Here is an 18,965-nt window from a genome sequence, read left to right as displayed (position 1 = left end):
GCCCCGTTTTTTTATTTCTCGGCCTTGCTTGCCAATGCCGCCCGCAGCGGCGGGAAGGACGGCGGCTCTTTCTGGAAGTAGCCGCGATAGCGGCGCACGAAAGCTTCCGGCGGCATCTGCCTGGTGTCTTCGACCAGGCTGTGCGTGAAGCCGTTCACGAAATACAACTCCATCTTGTGCGACACCTTGCTGTGCGTCTTCACGCGCTTCTCGCATTCGAAGAAGTCCTTGATGCGGCTATAAGTCTGCGCCGACAGCGCGATGCGGTTCGGTTCGCCGCTCGATTCCACGCGCGAGGCATAGTTCACCGATTCGCCCCAGATGTCGTAGGCGAACTTCTGCGTACCGACCATCCCGGCGATGACGTGACCGGTGTGGATGCCGATGCGGATCGACCAGTTGTTGCGGTGGCTGCGTTCTGTCACTGCCTGCACGATCTCCATCGCCGCCATCACCGCATCCACCGGATGCGAGGGGTTGCGCTCCGGCAAGCCGGCGGCACACATGTAGCTGTCGCCGATGGTCTTCAGCTTCTCCATGCCGTAGCGCGCGCAGATCTCGTCGAAGGCACTGAAGTAATCGTGCAGCATATGCACCAGATCCTCCGCCGCCAGCTTCTCTGTGGAAGCGGAGAATCCGACGAAGTCGGTGAACAGGATGGTGACGTCTTCCAGATATTTCGGCTGTACGGTGCCTTTTTCGCGCAGCTCTTCCGCCACGGTCGCGGGCAGGATGTTGCGCAACAGCACCTGCGATTCCAGACGCTGCGCCTCGACCTCCTCGTTACGCTTTGCCAGCTCCTGCTCCAGCACGGCGCATTGCTTTCGCGCAGAGTTCAGGTCATAGCTCACTGTGTCGAACGCGGCGGCGATCTCCCCGAGCTCGTCCTTGCTTTGCAGGCCGATGCGCGCCTCGCCGCCTTCCAACACGGTTGCAACAGCAGGCACGAAGGCCTGCACACCGTCCACGACACGGCGATAGACGCGCACGGCGAAGGACAGCGCGATCAGCAATGAAAGCACGAACACGATGAGTGCCGTGCGCTCAGACCACCACTCGACCGCTGTCAAATGCTGCCGCGCCTGCTCTATCAGTTCGCTCTCTTGCGCTTCGAGCGCTGGCAGGTCCTGATAGATCAGTTGCTGGCTAAATGGCTCGGCATGCAGGACAAGTTCGGTCATGGCCTGCGTGGAATCGATACCGAAATAGTTGTAGAACAGATGCCAGGAAGCAGCGAGTTCCATGTAGCGCGCCTGCATGGCGGTCACCTTAGGCAGCAGCGTCTCATCCGCCATCGATCTGAGCCGGGTGATCTCACCCGCCACGCGCGCGGCTTGCGCTTCCACCTTGTCCTTTTCGCCGGCGCTGAGCGCAGGCACCCTGTCCTGCGGCAATTGCCCGAGGCGGGAGACCTGCTTCTGGATATCGACGATACCCTGCTTGATCGAGGTGGTCACCGCCAACAGTTGCGTCTCGTGCTGCAGCTGTTCGAACGCCCTGCTCTTTTGGTGCGCGTTCCAGAAGTTGAGTGCGAAGTTCAATGCGAAAAGGGACAGGATCATCAGCAGTGAAAACCGGATCAGGCTTTTTATTCGCATAGTCGGAGCTTTCGTTTTCATTCGATTCGTTGCGCGCATACGCCACGAAGGATGTCAGGTGAAGCTGGCCGGTAAGCCGGGTTCTGTCGTGGACAGTCATTCCTCTAGGCGTTTCGTTACCTTACGCTCAAGCAACCTACCCGCTGGCGACGCGAGCAACGTCATGGCCAGCCTATTTGGTCTTGCTCCGGATGGGGTTTACCGTGCCGTCCGTGTTGCCACGTCCGCGGTGAGCTCTTACCTCGCCGTTTCACCCTTGCCTGTACTGCTCGCGCAGCCATCGGCGGTCTGTTCTCTGTGGCACTTTCCATCGCCTCACGGCGTCCGGCCGTTAGCCGGCATCCCGCTCTGTGGAGCCCGGACTTTCCTCTGCACAAACGTTCTATGCAGCGACTGTCTAGCCAGCTTCGGGGGGGAAGTTTAGCACGGTGATCGAAGAGCGTCCGGGAACCCGGACTTTAGTTTCGACGTCACGCGCTGTGCGCATGAGTCTGCACTGCAACTGACGTTGTCCTCTGCACAAACGTTCTATGCAGCGACTGCCTGGCCAGCTTCGGAACGGGTTTGAATACAGCGGAATAAAGCACGCACGAGCATGCGGGGCATGTCGCAATCAGCCCGCATCCACCTGCAAGCTGATGCCTACCGATTTCCACAGCCTGGCCTCCGCTTGCAGGGCGGTCTCCGTCAAAGGATTCTGCGCCAGCCAGTCGCCGCTCAGCTGCAGAAGAAACTTCGTGCCGCTGAACCTGCCCTGCATCTCGGGCAACACTACATCACTGCGGTTCCTGTAGAACAGGGCGGACAAACGCAAGGCCATCACCTTGGCGGTCACTTGCCATTCGGATAGCTGGTCGCTCACCTTCTCCAGCTTGCCGCGATGCGACAGTGCGAGCAGGCTCAGACGTTGCTGCTCCTTGCGCGAGAATCCGGGCATGTCGGCATTGGCAAGGATGTAGGCGGAATGTTTGTGATAACCGCTGTGGGCGACGCTGATGCCGATCTCGTGCAGGTCGCATGCCCAGGCCAGCAGCTGCATGTCTTCTTCATCCACATGGTCGTCGGCGAACTGTTGCGCCAGATGCGCAGCCAGCGCACGCACGCGCACGCTCTGCGCGTGGTCCACATGGTAGCGCCGCATGAATTGCCGCACCGTCGCCTCGCGCATGTCGTTGTGGGTGAAGCGTCCCAGCAGGTCGTACAGCACACCTTCCCGCAACGCACCCAGCGCGGGACGCATCAGCTCGATGCCCAGTTCGCAAAAGGCGGCATACATGATGGCGAAGCCGCCCGCGAACACCGGCACACGATCCGCCTTCATGCCAGGCAGATCGAGTTTGGCGACATCGCCGATCTCCAGCAGCTTTGCGCGCAGTTGCTCCAACCCTTCGCGGGTGATGCCGGAGGCGCTGTAACCGTTCTGCTCCAGCACGTCGCAGATGACCCGTGCCGTCCCCGAGGAACCGAGGGCCACGCTCCAGTGCCCGTGCGAATACTCTGACACGATGGCTTGCAGCTCATTGCGGGCGGCAATTTCGGCCTGTTTGAGGTTGGACTTGGTCACTTTGCCGTCTGGAAAGAAACGTGCGCTGTAGCTGACGCAGCCCATGTAAAGGCTTTCCAGATGGATGGGTTGCAAACCTTCCCCGATGATGAACTCGGTGGAGCCGCCGCCTATGTCCATCACCATGCGTCGTCCCTCGCCTTGCGGCAAACCCTGCGCAACACCCAGATAGATCAGGCGCGCCTCTTCACGGCCGGCGATGACTTCGATGGGGAAGCCGAGCGCGGCTTCCGCCTGCTTGAGGAATTCGGGCGCGTTCTTGGCGACACGCAGGGAGTTGGTGCCGACCGCGCGCACCGCTTCGCGCGGCAGGTCACGCAGGCGCTCGCCGAAACGCTGCAGGCATTCGATGGCACGTTGCTGGGAAGGCTGGTCCAGACGCTTGTCGGCGGTGATGCCGGAGGCGAGACGCACCGCTTCGCGCAGTCCGTCCAGCATGTAGAGCTGGTCGTTCTCGACGCGCGCGACCTGCAGCCTGAAACTGTTGGAACCGAGGTCGACGGCGGCGAGGAGAGGCTGGCGGTGCAAAACGCTGCGGGCAGCTTATTGCTGCACTTCCCGTTCGATCTCTTCGACGGTGACGTGACGCACGTCGCGCCCCTTGACCATGTAGACCACATACTCGGACATGTTCTTGGCATGATCGCCGATGCGCTCGATGGCCTTGGCCACGAACAGGATCTCCAGCGAGGTGGAGATGGTGCGCGGGTCTTCCATCATGAAGGTGATGAGGTAACGCATGATGGCGCGGAACTCCTCGTCCACCTGCTCGTCCTGACGCACGACCTCTGCTGCGGCGGTGAGGTTGAGACGTGCAAAGGCGTCCAGCGATTTGCGTAGCATGTCGAGTGCGATGTCGCTGGCATGCTTGATCTCGTTGTAACGCGGCAGATGCAGGCGTTCTTTCTGCGATAGCAGCTTGGCCATGCGCGCGATCTTCTCCGCCTCGTCGCCGATACGCTCCAGGTCGGTGATGGTCTTGATCACGGTCATCACCATGCGCAGGTCGCCCGCCGCCGGCTGGCGACGCACCAGGATGTGGTTGCAGCTTTCGTCGATCTCGACTTCCATCAGGTTCACGCGGTGGTCGTCCTCGATCACCTGGTTCATCAGCGCGACATCCCCCGTGACCAGCGACTCGACAGCAAGTTTGATCTGGTTCTCGACCAGTCCGCCCATCTGCAGCACACGCGCGCGAACGGCTTCCAGTTCCGCGTCGAATTGTTTGGAGGTGTGTTCGGTGCCGACCATGATCATTCCTTATGGATTAATACAAATTCCGGATGCTACTGATGCTTCGTTAAGCTTATGTTACTGCGCGGTCATCGTTTGCACGCCATCGGGCGTGCCCAGCAGCAGCACATCGGCGGGACGCAACGCGAACAGGCCGTTGGTCACCACGCCCGGCAGGTGGTTCAGCTTCGCTTCCAGCTCGGTCGGATTCATGATGGAAAGACCGTGCACATCGAGGATGACGTTGCCGTTGTCGGTGGTGAACCCTTCGCGCAGCCTGGGCTGGCCGCCCAGCTTGACCATCTCGCGCGCGATGTAGCTTTGCGCCATCGGAATGACCTCAATCGGCAGCGGGAACTTGCCCAGCACATCCACCAGCTTGCTCTGGTCGCACACGCAGATGAACTTGGCGCTCGCCGCCGCCACGATCTTCTCGCGCGTCAACGCACCGCCGCCGCCCTTCACCATGTGCATGTGCCTGTTGATCTCGTCCGCGCCGTCGACATAGACGGGCAATTCGCCCGCGTCGTTCAGCGACAGCACTTCGATTCCATGACCCTGCAGACGCTTGGCGGAAGCCTCTGAACTGGCGACTGCGCCGCGTATCTTGTGCTTGATCTTGGCCAGCTCGTCGATGAAGAAGTTGGCGGTGGAGCCGGTGCCCACACCCACGATGCAATCGTTGGGAACATAGGCGATCGCTGCCTGTGCGACCGCGCGTTTCAAATCGTCTTGTGTCATTGCCATATCTATTCTCTTGTTGTCTCTCTCGGTGCGCCGATTATTGCAGGAATTCGCGGAATAAGGAAACGGATGCCGCTGTGGACGGTGTCCAGCCACTTTTCAAACCCGGCATATGCATTTAGGATTCGTCCGGCATGGGGGTGTAGCTCAGTTGGGAGAGCGTCTGGTTCGCAATCAGAAGGCCGTCAGTTCGATCCTGATCACCTCCACCACAGAAAGCACCGCAGGCAATGGCTTTTAAGAGGTTTTCTTTGCAACTGCTTGCAACTGTTTTCAACTGTTTGCGGCACACTCATTGTGCCGTAATTGTGCCGGAAACCTCATAGGTATTGACCTTCGATGCATGGATTCCGGCACAACAAAATGCTTGCAGCGGCTCGCAACCTAGGATAGGATGCGGTGGCTGGAACACGAATAGAGGCGGGAACCTCCTAAGACTCCCCAAGTTGACACCTGTTCGACTTGCTCAATAAGCACCGCCCGAACACCAGACCAGCTAGGTGTCGAGACAGTCGGGGATCAACGCAGATGCGAGGGCATCGTGCCGGAGATTCCGCCATGACTGCAACTGCATCCCTGTTAGACCAACACCCCGACACACTTCTATCCACTCGTCAGGTCGCACCGCTTTTGCGCCGGACTTACGACACCCTGCGCAATGACATCACTCGTGCCGCTGATCGCGTCCCTGCCGTTACCCGTGTGGGCCGTTCGATCTCGTTCCGTGTGGGCGATGTAAAGAGCTTCCTCGAAGCCCGTCGCACCCCGACACCGGCTCCGCTGCGCACTCGCGTTCGTAAAGAACTCGCCGCCAAATAAAAAGGTCTGCCTCTTTTTCACAAGGGAGCAGACCTAATGTCGAACTAGGGATAGTCGGCATTATACTCATCTTGTGTTAAATAGGCAAGGCCTTATTCCATTCAGGAATAAGCGTGCACGCGCACCTCGCCATCTCCCAATGCCTTGACGCCATCTGCGGTCAGGCCGACAAGCGCGCGCGTAGTGACGTACTCGACGACTACGACAACCGCCGCCGGACATCCGGTAGAGCTGCTGCCCTCGCGTGGCTCAACGCCGAAGCCGCCAAGCACAAAGACCCGCTATTCCACATTTTAAAATCAGTGCAGGACGAGGCCGCGCGCCGGATCGTTCAGCGCGCACTCGACAAAGACGACGCCAAGAAAAAGGCATGGCTGACCGCACGACTCACGCCCGAGCTGGTAACAAACGCAGGCGCGTATATCGGCATGACCGAGGACAAAATCCGCGAGCAGTGCCAGACGCCGCTTGAGCGTCGCCGCCTCAGATTGAAGGTTAAGCAGTCGGTCGCGCTACTAAACATGGCTGCGGGTGCAACAGGTGGAAAGTGGGGGCATAAGGTTTGCACGCCCTTCGAGTTGGCGATGCGTGATCGTCAGCTTGAACTGCAAAAAGAATGGGCCGACGAGACGTACCTCTACCAGCAAGAAAGCGGTCGGCTGGTCAAAATGCTAACCATCCTGCGGGGGGCTGGAAAGAGGCGCGTTGCCGAGATCTTGGCCCTCACTAAGGGGCTGCAAGATTACGGGGAAAAGTACGGCCTCGTCCCGATGTTCTATACGTTAACCGCCCCGGGCAAAATGCACCCAAATCCAACGAGGGGGCGCAATAGCTGGGATGGATCAACACCGAGGATGGCGCAAGCTTGGATCAATAAACACCATCGCTCTGCGTTCCAGTTATTGCGTGAACAAAAAATCTTCCCTGCTGGCATGCGCACTGTCGAGGCGCAAGAGGACGGCACGCCGCATTGGCACTGCTGCGCATGGGTTCGAAAGGGTGACGAAGAAGCATTCGAAAAAGCCTTGCGACAAGTCGCCCCAAGCTGGAAAAAACAAGTGGGGTGCGACGTCCGAAATATGCTCGATGACTACTACGACAAAGACGGAAATCTGCAGCCGCCAAGCAAGGCGATCACCTACCTATTTAAATACATTTTAAAGAGCATCGGCGGTCTGGACGAGTCCGACAAAATCGACGCGGAACTTGCAGCCTCGGTCCGTTGGCAAGAGGCTTGGAGATCGACTTGGGGCATTCGCGGCTACCAGTTTTTTGGGCTGCCCTCCCAACAATCGTGGCGCGCTCTGCGATCAATTGAGAGAGCACCCCAAGACGACCTGGCGCGCGAAGCTTGGGAGTCAGCACGCGACGGGCGCGGGTGCAGGTTTGTGGAGGCCAGCGGAGGACTGAACGTAAGGCGGAAAGAACGGCCTCTCTCGATCAGTATCGAAAAGGCAACACTCAGTCACGAGGACGATGTTCTGGTCATCAATCACATCCACATCTTAAACAGATTAACCAAGCACAACCAATACATGGACAAGGATCAATGGAGACTCATCGACAAGGACGAGATGAGTCAAATCTTACGCGCTCGGGCAGATCAGCCTCAGCCGGAACTGCAGGACGAAGAAGAGGAAAAACGGAAGCTGATACAGAGACTACTTACACTTATTCATAATTCCCCAAGGGCGGAGCTTCGCCCCTCCCCTGAGGTCAACACCAACCCCACTTTCGGAGGGGAGGAAGTGCCAAAAGCACAACCCAACGCCCCGAACGAAGTCTGGTTTGAAGGAGAGCGCTATCCGTTCTGACACACGCCGGAAGGAGTGCGGGAGTGTGCGGCCTGCCGTGCCTGAATTGCGGAGCCGATCCCCGATCCCCGCTTTGCTTCTGCAGACGCCTTTGCCTCAAAACCCTCAAATCAAAGGCGCCTGCAGAAGGGGGCGGAGGCACAGAACAGTGGGCGGAGAAGTTGGGCGGACCTCGACCCACTGCCCCAACGGGGGCAGCCGAGGGGACGGGGGGCGGCCCCGTCCACCCATCAAAAAGCAGCTCTCCGATCCTTTTCTCTCGACCGTAAAACGTCAATACCTTATTGATTCAAAAGACATTTAGTTATTGCTAACACTATAATGTATGTTTATCCTGTTGTTAACAGATGGAGCGAGTCGGGTTGAACGCTTCGCTCTTCAACGTCTCGCCAGCCCGCCCTTCGGTTGTCTGGTTATCACAAAAGGAGGTTTACATGACCGCACATAAAAGACACTCAGGTCGTCGCGATCTGCCCCCAGAAGAGCGTCGCGAACACTGTGTCAGCGTACGGCTCAACCCCCGCGAGCTTGATGACCTGGACTCAATCCGAGGCCGACACACACGGGGCGAGGCAGTCAGGCTCGCCCTGTTTGACAAACTCCCCGCGCCGATTCCAGCCGTCAATGCCGACCTGCGGGCCAATCTTGGCCGAGCCCTCGGCAACTTATCGACTGTCGCAGTCGCAATGCGAGCAGGTGCATATATAGAGTCCGACGAAATCAAAAAAATGATCTCTGATCTGCGGTCAGCATTAGCGGGAGGTCGAGCATGACTATCGCACAGACTGGGAACAAGATCGTCGACCAGATCGCGCGCGCAAAAAGCAAAAATCAGGCGGATGAGCGTCGAGCAAAGACGAAAGCGGCGAAGTCGGGTAAGTCACTTGGCAGAATGCGCAAGGTCGCCGCTGGACGAAAAGCGGCGAAGTCTGGACGCGGGCGAGGGATCGTCGGCAAGGTACAAAAATCCGGAAGGGGGTTTAAAGGCATTTTGAATTACGCCTGCGACAAGCCGGGCGCTCAAATCATCGACGGGAGCGAGAGCACAAAAGCAGACGCTCAGCGTGACATGATTCTGTGCGCGGGCCTGCGTCCGTCAGTCAAAAATCCCGTGGGGCACATCACCTTGTCTCTCCCCCCGTCCACAAAGGCCGACGACGACAGATGGAGGGAGATCATCTGCACCGCGCGGGCCGAAATCGGGCTTGATGACTCATATACTTTTATCGCGGTCCGGCACAACGACACCGATCACGACCACGTTCATATTATTTTTTCACGGATCAATGATCGGGGCGAGATTTTCGACGACTACCGCCTGGGGTTGAGACTCGCGCTCTGCGAAGATGTGATCGAAGACCGGTTCGGACTACCCCTCATCCCGCGCCCCCCAACACCCACGCCTCCGCTAAAAAAAGGCGAGATAGAGAAAGCCATCCGCACAGGCCAACAGCCCGAGCGTATGCGCCTCTTCGACATCGTGCACCGAGCCTCATCGAACCAACCAACCGTCGTCGAGTTCGTCCAAAAATGCGCCGCCGACGGGGTTGTGGTTCGCCCAAATCTGGCGAGCACAGGAAGGCTGAACGGCTTTAGTTTTTCACTGGCCGAGAGCGGCCTCGAATTCAAGGGCGCACAACTGAAAGCAAGCTGGGCTGACCTACAATCGAAGGGAGTAACGTATGTCCAAAATCGCGACTTTGCGCCTCTTGCCGAACTCGCCTCCGCCATCACCGCAGGCCAGCGAACAATCGAACCCGCTCCGGCCGACATTGGAAAAATGGAAGGCACACTCAGCACGCCAGCAATCGCAGATCGATCGAGCGAAGAAGATCATCGCGCACCAGCGAACCCAGATAGACCAGCTCAAAAAACACCGTTTGTTTCTGGGAGCCTCGACCGGATGCTTGAGCTTAATCGCAGGCGTTCTGCTCGTCGTATTTTTTTCGCAGACCTCCGCACCGCCCTTACAAAGATCGGCAGACCAGCGGCCGCGCGGCTCGCCGACGCACTCGACGCCGACAAGACCGAAACCGAAATTGCAGAAGCATTTATCGCCCGCGAAAAATGCAGTTCAGAATCGCGCGAACTGATTCTCCGACTCAATCTCCCGAAGGATCAGATCGCTGAAATATTAAGACCATGGGCACAACAAATAAAAATGGAGGCCGACGCCTCCGCCCGCATGGCCGATGCCATACGTTCAGCACCTACACCAGACACAGACCTGCACCACGGCAACTCTCCTTGATGTGCGGGCAAAATTTGCGAACCGCCTCATCATGTGTGATCGGGGTCGACTTATTTGAATTCATGTCGCATAAAATTACACATATTATTCAATAACCTACAAGAGGTGGTTGATGCAATACATGAATGATATGCCGGGCGGGATGTTTTTCAAGCAGGGGTTTTATGGCACGGGTGCTTGCGTCTACAGCAACCCCAGTCTTGTGTAGGAAGCGACGCAGGCAAGAGGCCATGCGTGTATCACCGAGCTCATAGAACGTAGTGTCTTCACTTGGAAAATGAAGTCCAGATATTATCACTGCCCAACTTCGCAGGACGCGCCACAGGGAAGCTTCGCTCTTGTGGGAATATCCGTCTTTGATGCTGAACTGAACTCACATCGGCCGTTGCAACGAATACCAGCTTGCCGTCCTTGTTGCGATAGAATTTCTCAGTCATATTGAACATCTCCAGACGAATAGATCAGAAGTCATTATTATTCACCCTTGGGATCACCACACGCAGCTTGTCACGACTCAACGACAAAGTAAGCCCTTGCCGGTCCAGACCGGGATCCGCGATGATCTGCAACGTCTCCGCCAGCCCGAGTGTCCACAGCACATTTAACACAGCCCCCATCGAACACGACACCTCACCCCGCTCGATCGCTTGTATCGTCGACCGCGACAATCCGGTGCGCAATGCCAGATCGGATTGACGGATTCGGCGACGCTTACGAGCCGTACTTATCCGCAACCCAAGATCAATGGCGAGCTGAGAGATTTCCTCGTGATAGAATTTCGATTTGCTTGTCATAGCAAGCATTGTACGAAATGGTGCGCGATAAGGCAAGCTTTATTCCTGACTGAGATTGCTCATTCAAGAAAAACAAAACCCCCGATGAAGGGGGTTTGTGTGAAGGCTGTTGGCTGCTCAGCCCAGCCGCCCTCCATGCAACGAACGAAGTGAGGCGTTAGGCAGCTTGCTGCCGGTTAGCAGACCGGGTTTACCCCAGCCTCCCTCCAAGGCCGGGCTAGCCGAGTCGCCCCGCCCCCGCCTCCTTCAGCACCACCTCCCGCACCTCGCCCACTGACTTCGGATCGTTGGCGATGCGATTGTATTCGGTCGTCGAATGCTGCTCGGCTTCCTGCGCCATGCGCTCCGCATTGGAGGGATCACTCGCCTTGAGGGCAGCAATCAGATATTCCTTCTCCACCTGACGTGCCATGATGCTCGCGCGTAGACGCACCCCGTACCGGATCCATTTATTCTTGATCTCGTCCTGCAGGGCGGCATTATTGTTGCGCTCTTGATTGAGCGCTACAGCTAGTATTAGTGCAGTATCTGCATATTCTTCAGCAGAGCGTTCAGCTATATTCTTGGCCTCCATAGCCTCCAGCGCCTCCAGCTCGGCGGCATGTGCACGACGTTGGCCTGCCTCTTGTCCGGCACCAATGCCGGCCGCGTGTGAAATCGGATCGAAAGTCATTTCATCTGCCCTTTATCAAACTTGCTCATTGGAAATTTTGCCTGAAGCTGTTGCAGACAACATGCTATCTGCCTGACCGTTCGTTGCTTGTCTATTAGTTAGGGCGCTCATCGAACTTTGATGACGAGCTTGCTTCGCTTCTTGATTGGCCTTATTGTTTGCAGCACGCTGCCGCATCTCGCTTGCCTGCGTCGCATTGCTCGCCGCCCCAGACACTGCGCCCCGTGCTGCAAACGCATTCTTGGCTGCACCGCCGGCCACGTCTTCAGCATGCGCGCCCACTTGGTTCACCATGTTACCACCGGCCCAGCCCAGCACCTGATCCGGTACGAAGCGGATCATACCAAAGGATAGGCTCACGACCATCTGCAAAATGATCACGAAGGCACTGATATACGCCACGAGCTTGATGATCCCCGTCCAGCTATCCGAACTGGAGTTCGCGATGATCGTCGGGAAGATATCCGCCACGTAGATCGTGAGCAGGTCGACCATCATGCTGCCGAGGATGAATCCCACGACCATGAGCGCCGGCCTGAATAACACGTTCAGGATGAACAGATAACCCGTCTGGGCTCTTTGCCCCATGCCCTCGCCATCCGTATCCAAGTGCGCGAACGCCCAGATCGGCGCTGCCGCCACTGCCTCGACCCACACTGCCAACAGCGATGCGATCCCCCCGATCCAGATCACGGCGGGGATCATGGGTATCCAGACGGCAGCGATGACGCCCCAGAAGAACAGCAATTCTGCGATCGGCTTCATCACATCCAGCCAGATGCGCAAGCTGCCAGATACTGCGGCTTTCCATGGCACAACATCCGCGACCTTGGACAGCGGAGAATCATTTACCCCGTTGATTGCACCGATCGCTGTAATGGTCACCGCACCCAATGTGGTAATGTTGTTACCGATATTCGAGATACGCACGATGGCCGGCGTATTTTCGCTATCAGAAACGAATCCATTGACCAAGCACTGACCGAGAGAGGTTCTGGATGTCGATCCATTTGGCGATGTGATACTGTTCATTGTAGAGCTTCCGCAAATTCCTTCGCGCATTTGAGCTTCAAGGGCTAATTTCTGAATATCGCGTGCATGCTTCGAATCTTCTTCGAACACTCGCAAAATGCGCTCTGGTGCATCTGGAATAACCTCACCATACTGGGCAAATATCTCGGGGTGAGGAATGGGGCCTTGAAAGTGCGTTTGTTTTGCGAGCATCTGCCCTGTTTGTAGACGCACTGGAACCCCAGGAGATTGACCCGGCACGTTCTGAGCAATTCGGGAAATTGGACTATCCGCTGAAACAGGAGTCGCAGGCCTAGCCCGAGATTTAAGCCGCTTGCTTCTTCTGCTTGACATCTGCGCTACGTCCAACCTTAACGATAGCGCCACTCAGGCGATGACCAACGCCGCTCCAATTTTTGCGCATCATTTCTTCTGCCCCGCCCTTTACGACGAATGAACTATAGTCATTCCCGCGTAACGAGAAGATTTCAGGGATAGAGGTAATAACTCTGGTTTTCATGAATTCATCCTAACCCGATTTAGCTACTGACGGCAACCCCAATCGACTACCCCAGCTTTTTCGCCAACCGCTCCGCCGACAGGTGTGTATATCGCTTGAGCTGGCTCAATGTCTTATGCCCAGAAATGGACGAGACCTCCATCAGATCAAGACCTCGCTCAAACAAACGAGAGACCCCCTCATGCCGTAGATCGTGGATACGGGCATCCTCGATACCAGCACGAGCACAAGCACGTCCAAAAGCCCTTGTGACGGCATCAGCGGTCATGCCGATCACCTTACCGTCAATCCTACGCGGGAGAGAGCGCAGAGCAGCCACAGCACGGCTAGAAAGCGGCACGACTCGATCCTCGCCATTTTTGGTATCAAATAGGATTGCGGTCGCCTTCTTGAGGTCTATGTGTTCCCACCGCAGCTTTGAGAGTTCGCCTCTACGCATTGCCGTTTCCGTCAGGAGCCGGATCACAACTGGCAGTTCGGGGGATTCTGTTGTCTCGATGATTAAGTCCAGCTCATCGGCTGAGAGCCTACGATCCCGCGCGCGCACGGGCGCGGGCTTTCGAATCATCAGCACAGGATTCTGGATACCGATTCCCCACTCCTTCGAAGCCACCGTGAAGAGGTGAGAAAGTAGCGCCAGCTCGTTCCGAACGGTCGCCGCCCCCCTCACCTTCAGTCGAGCATCCCGATACTTCGCCACTTCAACTTGTTTTACCTGAGCGAGAGACAATCCGCCCAGCCTCGACGCCTTCAGTGACTTGATAATCGAACGCTCTTTCGAATGCGTCTTCTTCATCACAGAGACTTCGACCTCGTACCGATCCAGCGCCTCACTAAGCGTCGTGCCCTCGGCTTCTGTCCGGTCCACAAACACCCCTCGTTCAATCTCACTTTCTACGATGCTCGCCCACTTATTTGCATCGGTCTTTTTCGTGAAAGTCCGCGTGATAGACCCGTGCCCCTTCCTTCTGATCTGCACCTGCCATTTGCCATCTTTGGGACGGATAGTTGCCATGATTTTTCTCACCAGTTGTGCCGTAAATGTGCCGTGGAGTGTAAATCATGCATGAAAGACCGGCAATCATTGCCTCGGTATTCCGGTTCGCAATCAGAAGGTCGTCAGTTCGATCCTGATCACCTCCACCATGACTTCCACAGCCTATTTCTGTCTTACCCCGTACAAGGCCTGCAAGCGGGTGCATTCCGGATTCTGCGACCCGTCCGGCATCAGCGCGGGGAATTCTCGGCAGACGGAAGGACGGTTCTCATAGATGGTGCACAGCCCATCCTCACCCAAAGCGATACACCGGCCCGGTGCCATCTCGGTCCCCTTCATGCAGGCCCGGAACGGTGTCAGCGATACCGCCATGTCCGATGGCACGTAGCCGCCCGGCTGGCTGTCCATCTCTCCCTGGTAGAACGAGACGCGATAGTGCTTGCAGCAGACGGCGCAGCCCAGACAGGGATTGTCGCTGCCGGACATGTCATAGAAGGTACGGCCATCGTCGGTCTGGATGATGTGCTGGCTCACGGTCTCAACCTCTAGGATGGTGCTGTGTATGCAACTGTTTGAGACGTTCCCGCGCCACATGTGTGTAGATCTGCGTGGTCGAGATATCCGAATGACCGAGCAGCATCTGCACCACGCGCAAGTCGGCACCATGGTTGAGCAGGTGTGTGGCGAAGGCATGGCGCAGGGTGTGCGGGGACAGGGGCTTGTGTACACCGCCCTGTCTGGCGTGTTTCTTGATCAGGTACCAGAACATCTGCCGCGTCATCGCTTCGGCGCGCTGGGTGACGAACAGGTCATCACTCATCTTGCCTGCCAGCAATGCCGGGCGTGCCTCGGCCATGTAACGCTTGATCCAGTCCAGCGCCTCCTCACCCAGCGGTACCAGCCGTTCCTTGCTGCCCTTGCCCATCACTCGCGTCACGCCCATGTCCAGGCTGACCTGCGCAACTTTCAGGTTGACCAGCTCCGACACCCGCAAGCCGCTGGCATATAGCACTTCCAGCATAGTGCGGTCGCGCATGCCCAGCGGCGTCTCCACATCGGGTACGTTCAACAACAATTCGACGTCCTCTTCAGTCAGGCTTTTGGGCAGGCTGCGCGGCAGCTTGGGGGTGGCGATCTGCAAAGTGGGGTCGACTGTGATGCGATTCTGTCGCAGCAGATAGCGGAACAGACGCTTCAGACTGGAAATGGCGCGCGAGGTCGATGTCGCGCGTGCTTTCTGCTTGCTCACCAGATACGCGAGGAAGCCCTGGATATCGGCATGGCTCGTCGCCAGCAGCCCGCATCCGCGTTGCTCGGCCAGCCATTGTGAGAATTTGTTCAGATCGCGCCGATAGCTTTCCAGCGTGTTGCGCGATAACCCGTCTTCCAGCCACAGCGCATCACCGAACTCGTCCAGCAGTTCAGCGTCGCTCATGGGCCAGCAGCCACCGTTTGATGTTCAGTGCATCGTCATCCGCACGATGCATGAATCCGCCCAGCCCCGACTTGCCCACCACACGATGGCATGGGATGACGAGCGGGATGGGATTGCTGCCGCAAGCCTGGCCGACGGCCTGTGCACTGGAGCCGATCTGCGCCGCCAGCTCGCCGTAACTTCGCGTCTGGCCACTGGGGATCTCCAGCATCGCTTGCCACACGTTGCACTGGTGGTGCGTGCCGTCGAGTTCGAATGGCAAATCGATCTCATGCTGCGAATCAACCAGATAGGCTTGCAGTTCAGCACAGATCGTTTTCGCCATCGCGCTCACAGGGGCTTGCAGTTTAGTGCTCTGCGGCAGGAATTCGATGGCGTGCAGATCCGTGTCCGAACAGCGGATGCCGAGCTTGCCGAAAGGGGCTGACATGATGGCTTGGTATTTCATGCGCGCATCATATCTGAAATGCAAAAATATGCTTTGCTACCGGCATAGCCGCTGTGCATTTGATAATAGGTACACAAAAAAACGGGAGCCGAGGCTCCCGTTTTCCATGTGGCTTGTTGCGGCTGTTTATACTGCTGCAGCTTTGCGAGCAGGCAACTTTTAGTTCCGACATCACGCCTGCTTGCGCAGGCATGAGTCTTCACTGAAAACTCAGCTCGCCTTGCGAGCAGGAAGTTTTTCCTTGATACGTGCCGACTTGCCGGAACGGTCGCGCAGGTAGTACAGCTTGGCACGGCGCACATCACCGCGGCGCTTCATTTCGATGCTGGCGATCAGCGGGGAGTAGGTTTGGAAGGTACGCTCAACGCCTTCGCCGGAGGAGACCTTGCGCACGATGAAGCTGGAGTTCAGCCCCTTGTTGCGCTTGGCGATCACCACGCCTTCGAACAGCTGCACGCGCTTGCGCTCGCCTTCGATCACGTTCACGCCAACAACAACGGTGTCGCCAGCCGAGAAGTCGGGGATGGTCTTGTTCAGACGCGCGATTTCTTCTTTTTCGAGAATGCCGATCAGATTCATTTTGTTTCCTTTTCTTGTGCGGAAGCTTGTTCCTGCTGGTACTCAGCCAGTAGCCGAGCTTCCTGTTTAGTCAACTGGCGTGAAGCCAGCAAATCCGGGCGACGTTCCGCAGTCCTGCCTAATGACTGCTTCAATCGCCACTTCTCTATCTCGGCGTGGTGCCCGGACATCAACACTTCCGGAACCGCCTCGCCGTTATAAATCTCGGGCCGCGTGTAGTGCGGACAATCCAGCAAGCCTTCCACGAAGGAATCCTGCTGCGCCGATGCGTCATCCCCCAATACACCGGGGATCTGCCGCACCACGCTGTCCATCACCACCATCGCCGCCAACTCGCCACCGGACAGTACATAGTCTCCGATGGAAAGCTCTTCATCCACCTGGCTGCGCAACAGGCGTTCATCCACGCCCTCGTAGCGACTCGCCAGCAATATCAATCCTTCATCCCGCGCCAGCAACTCCATCACCACTTCGTGGCTGAGCGTCCTGCCCTGCGGCGAGAGGTGGATCACACGACTCTTCGCCTTGCCGCTTGCGGCCTGCGCTGCTTTTGCTGCGCTGATCGCTTTTTCCAGCGGCTCCGCCAACATCACCATGCCGGGACCTCCGCCGTAGGGCCGGTCGTCGATGGTGCGGTAGTTGTCGGTCGTGAAGTCTCTGGGATTCCACACCTGCAACTCGAACTTGCCCTGCTCCACTGCCCGCCGCGTCACACCATATTGGGTGATCGCTTCGAACATCTCGGGGAACAGCGTGACGACATCGAACCTCATTTGAGGTAATCCGCCTGCCAATCCACACGGATGATCTTGCCTGCCAGGTCGACATCCTGCACCACGCTTTCGATGAAGGGTAGCATCAGCTGCCCGTGCGCTCCTTGCAGCACCAGCACATCGTTGGCACCCGTCTCCAGCAGATTCTCGACCGTGCCCAGCACTTCGTCCTGCTGGTTCTGAACCGTCATACCGATCAGGTCGGACCAGTAATACTCATCCTCATCCTGCTCCGGTAATTCTGCACGCGGCACAGCGACCAATCTGCCCTTCAGTCTTTCAGCCTCGTTGCGGTCGGCCACGCCTTCCAGCTTGGCGACCACCACCTTGCCATGCACCTTGGCTTCCAGCACCTTCGTGGCCTGCCAGGCTGCTTCGTTCCCCAAGTACCAAACGTCGTAATCGAGCAGGCTGTCCAGATATTCGGTGAAAGTCTGTACCTTCACCCAGCCCTGTATGCCCTGTGCCGCCACGATCTTTCCCATGACGACCATGGGAACAGCCTCATCAGGCCTTTGCTGCTGCACCGGCTTTTTTGACCAGACGGCTGACAGTCTCGCTCAACTGCGCACCCTTGTCCTGCCAGTGCGTAACGCGATCCAGCGCGATACGCAGGCTTTCCGCACCGTCAACGGCCAGCGGATTGTAGAAACCGACGCGCTCGATGAAACGGCCGTCGCGGCGGTTGCGGGAATCGGCAACGACCACGTTGTAGAACGGACGGTTCTTGGAACCGCCGCGAGAAAGACGAATGACTACCATAATGATTTCCGATATAAAAAGTTGATCTGGCCCGTGCCAAAGGGCGCGAATTCTACGACACCTTGCCGAACTAAGGCAAGGACTGATTTTTTCAGGGAAATCAGCGCTGCAGGATGACTTGCAGGACGAATTGGGTGCCCAGATAGGCGAGCAGCAGAAAGGCGAAGCCGCTCAGCGTCAGGCGCACTGCGGTATGGCCGCGCCAACCGTAGAAGTGATGACCAACCAACAGCCCGCCGAAGACCAGCCAGGAGATCAATCCGAACAACACCTTATGCGTGAACTGGAAGGGCTGCCCGAACACCTGCTCCGAGAACAGGATGCCGGAAACCACGGTCACCGTCAGGATCGCGAAACCGATGCCGATGACGCGGAACAGCAAGGATTCCATGGTCATCAGGGGCGGCATGCTCTTCAATATCCGTGGCAGCCTCGCATGATGCAGGCGCTTCTCGACCAACGAGATCAGTCCGGCGTGCAAGGCGGCGATGGTGAACAGACTGTACGCCAGCATCGCCATCAGCACATGGGTATCGAACAGCCCGGACGGTGGTTGCGACAGGATGTGCCCGACCGGGAACAGCATGGGTAACAGCACGCTGATCGCCGCCAGCGGCAACATCAAGGCCAGCAAACCGGAGAGCGGATAGAACAGTCTGGCTACCCAATAGATCAGCACGGTCAGCCACAGGATCAGCGACAAGGCATAGGTCACGCCCAGATTGAGCGCGCCCCATACGAACAGCGTCTGGTACAACAAGGTGCCATGCATCAGCAGCGGCAGGATCACGGCGAATCCGAGCGCACCGCGATTCTTCTGCTCTGCCGTTCCGGCCGTCTGGGCGCGCCAGAACAGGAATGCCAATACAGCGTACAGGGCGAAAGTCAGCAGAGGCAGAGCTTGGTTCGACATGAAGAGTGCGTATGTTTTAGACTGTGCGGATTCTACA

The 18,965-nt window shown here is 57.5% G+C and carries 20 protein-coding genes, 1 tRNA gene and 1 other RNA gene; 3 read left to right on the top strand and 19 right to left on the bottom strand.

What is annotated here, in order from left to right; translation table 11 throughout:
- Nucleotides 1–11: 11 nt before the first annotated feature.
- The 5 genes from ACYPYQ_RS01235 to rpiA form a co-directional block, all read right to left on the bottom strand.
- The gene (locus ACYPYQ_RS01235) at nt 12–1,562 is read right to left on the bottom strand and encodes an adenylate/guanylate cyclase domain-containing protein (RefSeq protein ID WP_459718216.1); all 1,551 of its coding nucleotides are present in this window, start codon (nt 1,560–1,562) and stop codon (nt 12–14) included.
- A gap of 92 nt (nt 1,563–1,654) precedes the next feature.
- Nucleotides 1,655–2,007: RNase P RNA component class A (rnpB, locus tag ACYPYQ_RS01230), an RNA gene on the bottom strand.
- A 204-nt stretch (nt 2,008–2,211) separates the two neighbouring features.
- The gene (ppx, locus tag ACYPYQ_RS01225; RefSeq protein WP_459718213.1) at nt 2,212–3,690 is read right to left on the bottom strand and encodes an exopolyphosphatase; all 1,479 of its coding nucleotides are present in this window, start codon (nt 3,688–3,690) and stop codon (nt 2,212–2,214) included.
- 15 nt (nt 3,691–3,705) lie between these two features.
- Nucleotides 3,706–4,413, bottom strand: a complete 708-nt coding sequence (gene phoU, locus ACYPYQ_RS01220) for a phosphate signaling complex protein PhoU (protein ID WP_459718210.1) — start codon at nt 4,411–4,413, stop codon at nt 3,706–3,708.
- A 60-nt stretch (nt 4,414–4,473) separates the two neighbouring features.
- Nucleotides 4,474–5,136 carry a ribose-5-phosphate isomerase RpiA gene (rpiA, locus tag ACYPYQ_RS01215; RefSeq protein ID WP_459719292.1) on the bottom strand — a complete coding sequence of 221 codons (663 nt, stop codon included), beginning with the start codon at nt 5,134–5,136 and terminating at the stop codon, nt 4,474–4,476.
- 139 nt (nt 5,137–5,275) lie between these two features.
- On the opposite strand from rpiA, the gene ACYPYQ_RS01210 reads away from it, so the two are divergent.
- From ACYPYQ_RS01210 to ACYPYQ_RS01200, 3 genes are all read left to right on the top strand, one after another.
- Nucleotides 5,276–5,351 (top strand) — tRNA-Ala (locus tag ACYPYQ_RS01210).
- A gap of 720 nt (nt 5,352–6,071) precedes the next feature.
- Nucleotides 6,072–7,772: a replication endonuclease gene (locus ACYPYQ_RS01205; protein WP_459718207.1), complete on the top strand. Its 1,701-nt coding sequence runs from the start codon at nt 6,072–6,074 to the stop codon at nt 7,770–7,772.
- Between the two features lie 769 nt (nt 7,773–8,541).
- Nucleotides 8,542–10,023 (top strand): relaxase/mobilization nuclease domain-containing protein, encoded by a 1,482-nt coding sequence (locus tag ACYPYQ_RS01200; protein WP_459718203.1) that lies wholly within the window; start codon nt 8,542–8,544, stop codon nt 10,021–10,023.
- A gap of 266 nt (nt 10,024–10,289) precedes the next feature.
- Here the strand turns inward: ACYPYQ_RS01200 and ACYPYQ_RS01195 are convergent, their stop codons facing one another.
- The 14 genes from ACYPYQ_RS01195 to ACYPYQ_RS01130 form a co-directional block, all read right to left on the bottom strand.
- Nucleotides 10,290–10,460 (bottom strand): hypothetical protein, encoded by a 171-nt coding sequence (locus ACYPYQ_RS01195; protein WP_459718199.1) that lies wholly within the window; start codon nt 10,458–10,460, stop codon nt 10,290–10,292.
- A 24-nt stretch (nt 10,461–10,484) separates the two neighbouring features.
- Nucleotides 10,485–10,817 (bottom strand): helix-turn-helix domain-containing protein, encoded by a 333-nt coding sequence (locus tag ACYPYQ_RS01190; RefSeq protein WP_459719289.1) that lies wholly within the window; start codon nt 10,815–10,817, stop codon nt 10,485–10,487.
- Between the two features lie 217 nt (nt 10,818–11,034).
- Nucleotides 11,035–11,490, bottom strand: coding sequence for a hypothetical protein (locus ACYPYQ_RS01185; protein ID WP_459718196.1), 456 nt, complete (start codon nt 11,488–11,490; stop codon nt 11,035–11,037).
- 15 nt (nt 11,491–11,505) lie between these two features.
- Nucleotides 11,506–12,714, bottom strand: coding sequence for a DotA/TraY family protein (locus ACYPYQ_RS01180; RefSeq protein WP_459718193.1), 1,209 nt, complete (start codon nt 12,712–12,714; stop codon nt 11,506–11,508).
- 112 nt (nt 12,715–12,826) lie between these two features.
- A complete protein-coding gene (locus ACYPYQ_RS01175; protein WP_459718190.1) occupies nt 12,827–13,021 on the bottom strand; it encodes a hypothetical protein in 195 nt (64 codons plus the stop codon).
- Between the two features lie 46 nt (nt 13,022–13,067).
- On the bottom strand, nt 13,068–14,048 hold the full coding sequence (locus tag ACYPYQ_RS01170; RefSeq protein ID WP_459718187.1) for a site-specific integrase: 981 nt from the start codon (nt 14,046–14,048) through the stop codon (nt 13,068–13,070).
- 132 nt (nt 14,049–14,180) lie between these two features.
- Entirely contained in the window at nt 14,181–14,552 is a 372-nt protein-coding gene (locus ACYPYQ_RS01165) for a YkgJ family cysteine cluster protein (protein WP_459718183.1), read from the bottom strand.
- Nucleotides 14,553–14,556: 4 nt separating this feature from the next.
- The gene (gene xerD, locus ACYPYQ_RS01160; RefSeq protein ID WP_459718179.1) at nt 14,557–15,453 is read right to left on the bottom strand and encodes a site-specific tyrosine recombinase XerD; all 897 of its coding nucleotides are present in this window, start codon (nt 15,451–15,453) and stop codon (nt 14,557–14,559) included.
- The gene (locus tag ACYPYQ_RS01155; RefSeq protein ID WP_459718174.1) at nt 15,440–15,901 is read right to left on the bottom strand and encodes a methylated-DNA--[protein]-cysteine S-methyltransferase; all 462 of its coding nucleotides are present in this window, start codon (nt 15,899–15,901) and stop codon (nt 15,440–15,442) included. Before ACYPYQ_RS01155 ends, xerD begins: the two co-directional genes overlap by 14 nt.
- Nucleotides 15,902–16,111: 210 nt before the next feature.
- A complete protein-coding gene (gene rplS, locus ACYPYQ_RS01150) occupies nt 16,112–16,480 on the bottom strand; it encodes a 50S ribosomal protein L19 (RefSeq protein WP_459718170.1) in 369 nt (122 codons plus the stop codon).
- The gene (gene trmD / locus ACYPYQ_RS01145) at nt 16,477–17,253 is read right to left on the bottom strand and encodes a tRNA (guanosine(37)-N1)-methyltransferase TrmD (RefSeq protein ID WP_459718167.1); all 777 of its coding nucleotides are present in this window, start codon (nt 17,251–17,253) and stop codon (nt 16,477–16,479) included. The genes rplS and trmD overlap by 4 nt, the downstream gene beginning before the upstream one ends.
- The gene (gene rimM / locus ACYPYQ_RS01140; RefSeq protein WP_459718162.1) at nt 17,250–17,747 is read right to left on the bottom strand and encodes a ribosome maturation factor RimM; all 498 of its coding nucleotides are present in this window, start codon (nt 17,745–17,747) and stop codon (nt 17,250–17,252) included. Before rimM ends, trmD begins: the two co-directional genes overlap by 4 nt.
- 13 nt (nt 17,748–17,760) lie before the next feature.
- On the bottom strand, nt 17,761–18,015 hold the full coding sequence (gene rpsP / locus ACYPYQ_RS01135; protein WP_459718158.1) for a 30S ribosomal protein S16: 255 nt from the start codon (nt 18,013–18,015) through the stop codon (nt 17,761–17,763).
- Between the two features lie 100 nt (nt 18,016–18,115).
- A complete protein-coding gene (locus ACYPYQ_RS01130) occupies nt 18,116–18,928 on the bottom strand; it encodes a cytochrome C assembly family protein (protein WP_459718156.1) in 813 nt (270 codons plus the stop codon).
- Nucleotides 18,929–18,965: the final 37 nt, after the last annotated feature.

The organism is Sideroxyarcus sp. TK5 (assembly GCF_054601595.1).
The sequence above is the reverse complement of the archived record's forward strand: the minus strand, read 5'-3'. Positions and strand labels throughout refer to the sequence as shown.

What these genes read in the sequence shown, in the direction of transcription:
- rimM (WP_459718162.1), bottom strand. Translation starts at nt 17,747, where the DNA reads ATGGTCGTCATGGGAAAGATCGTGGCGGCACAGGGCATACAGGGCTGG.
- trmD (WP_459718167.1), bottom strand. Translation starts at nt 17,253, where the DNA reads ATGAGGTTCGATGTCGTCACGCTGTTCCCCGAGATGTTCGAAGCGATC.
- rplS (WP_459718170.1), bottom strand. Translation starts at nt 16,480, where the DNA reads ATGAATCTGATCGGCATTCTCGAAAAAGAAGAAATCGCGCGTCTGAAC.
- ACYPYQ_RS01190 (WP_459719289.1), bottom strand. Translation starts at nt 10,817, where the DNA reads ATGACAAGCAAATCGAAATTCTATCACGAGGAAATCTCTCAGCTCGCC.
- ACYPYQ_RS01200 (WP_459718203.1), top strand. Translation starts at nt 8,542, where the DNA reads ATGACTATCGCACAGACTGGGAACAAGATCGTCGACCAGATCGCGCGC.
- xerD (WP_459718179.1), bottom strand. Translation starts at nt 15,453, where the DNA reads ATGAGCGACGCTGAACTGCTGGACGAGTTCGGTGATGCGCTGTGGCTG.
- ACYPYQ_RS01195 (WP_459718199.1), bottom strand. Translation starts at nt 10,460, where the DNA reads ATGACTGAGAAATTCTATCGCAACAAGGACGGCAAGCTGGTATTCGTT.
- phoU (WP_459718210.1), bottom strand. Translation starts at nt 4,413, where the DNA reads ATGGTCGGCACCGAACACACCTCCAAACAATTCGACGCGGAACTGGAA.
- rpsP (WP_459718158.1), bottom strand. Translation starts at nt 18,015, where the DNA reads ATGGTAGTCATTCGTCTTTCTCGCGGCGGTTCCAAGAACCGTCCGTTC.
- ACYPYQ_RS01235 (WP_459718216.1), bottom strand. Translation starts at nt 1,562, where the DNA reads ATGATCCTGTCCCTTTTCGCATTGAACTTCGCACTCAACTTCTGGAAC.
- ACYPYQ_RS01155 (WP_459718174.1), bottom strand. Translation starts at nt 15,901, where the DNA reads ATGAAATACCAAGCCATCATGTCAGCCCCTTTCGGCAAGCTCGGCATC.
- ACYPYQ_RS01185 (WP_459718196.1), bottom strand. Translation starts at nt 11,490, where the DNA reads ATGACTTTCGATCCGATTTCACACGCGGCCGGCATTGGTGCCGGACAA.
- ACYPYQ_RS01130 (WP_459718156.1), bottom strand. Translation starts at nt 18,928, where the DNA reads ATGTCGAACCAAGCTCTGCCTCTGCTGACTTTCGCCCTGTACGCTGTA.
- ACYPYQ_RS01175 (WP_459718190.1), bottom strand. Translation starts at nt 13,021, where the DNA reads ATGAAAACCAGAGTTATTACCTCTATCCCTGAAATCTTCTCGTTACGC.
- rpiA (WP_459719292.1), bottom strand. Translation starts at nt 5,136, where the DNA reads ATGACACAAGACGATTTGAAACGCGCGGTCGCACAGGCAGCGATCGCC.
- ACYPYQ_RS01180 (WP_459718193.1), bottom strand. Translation starts at nt 12,714, where the DNA reads ATGCTCGCAAAACAAACGCACTTTCAAGGCCCCATTCCTCACCCCGAG.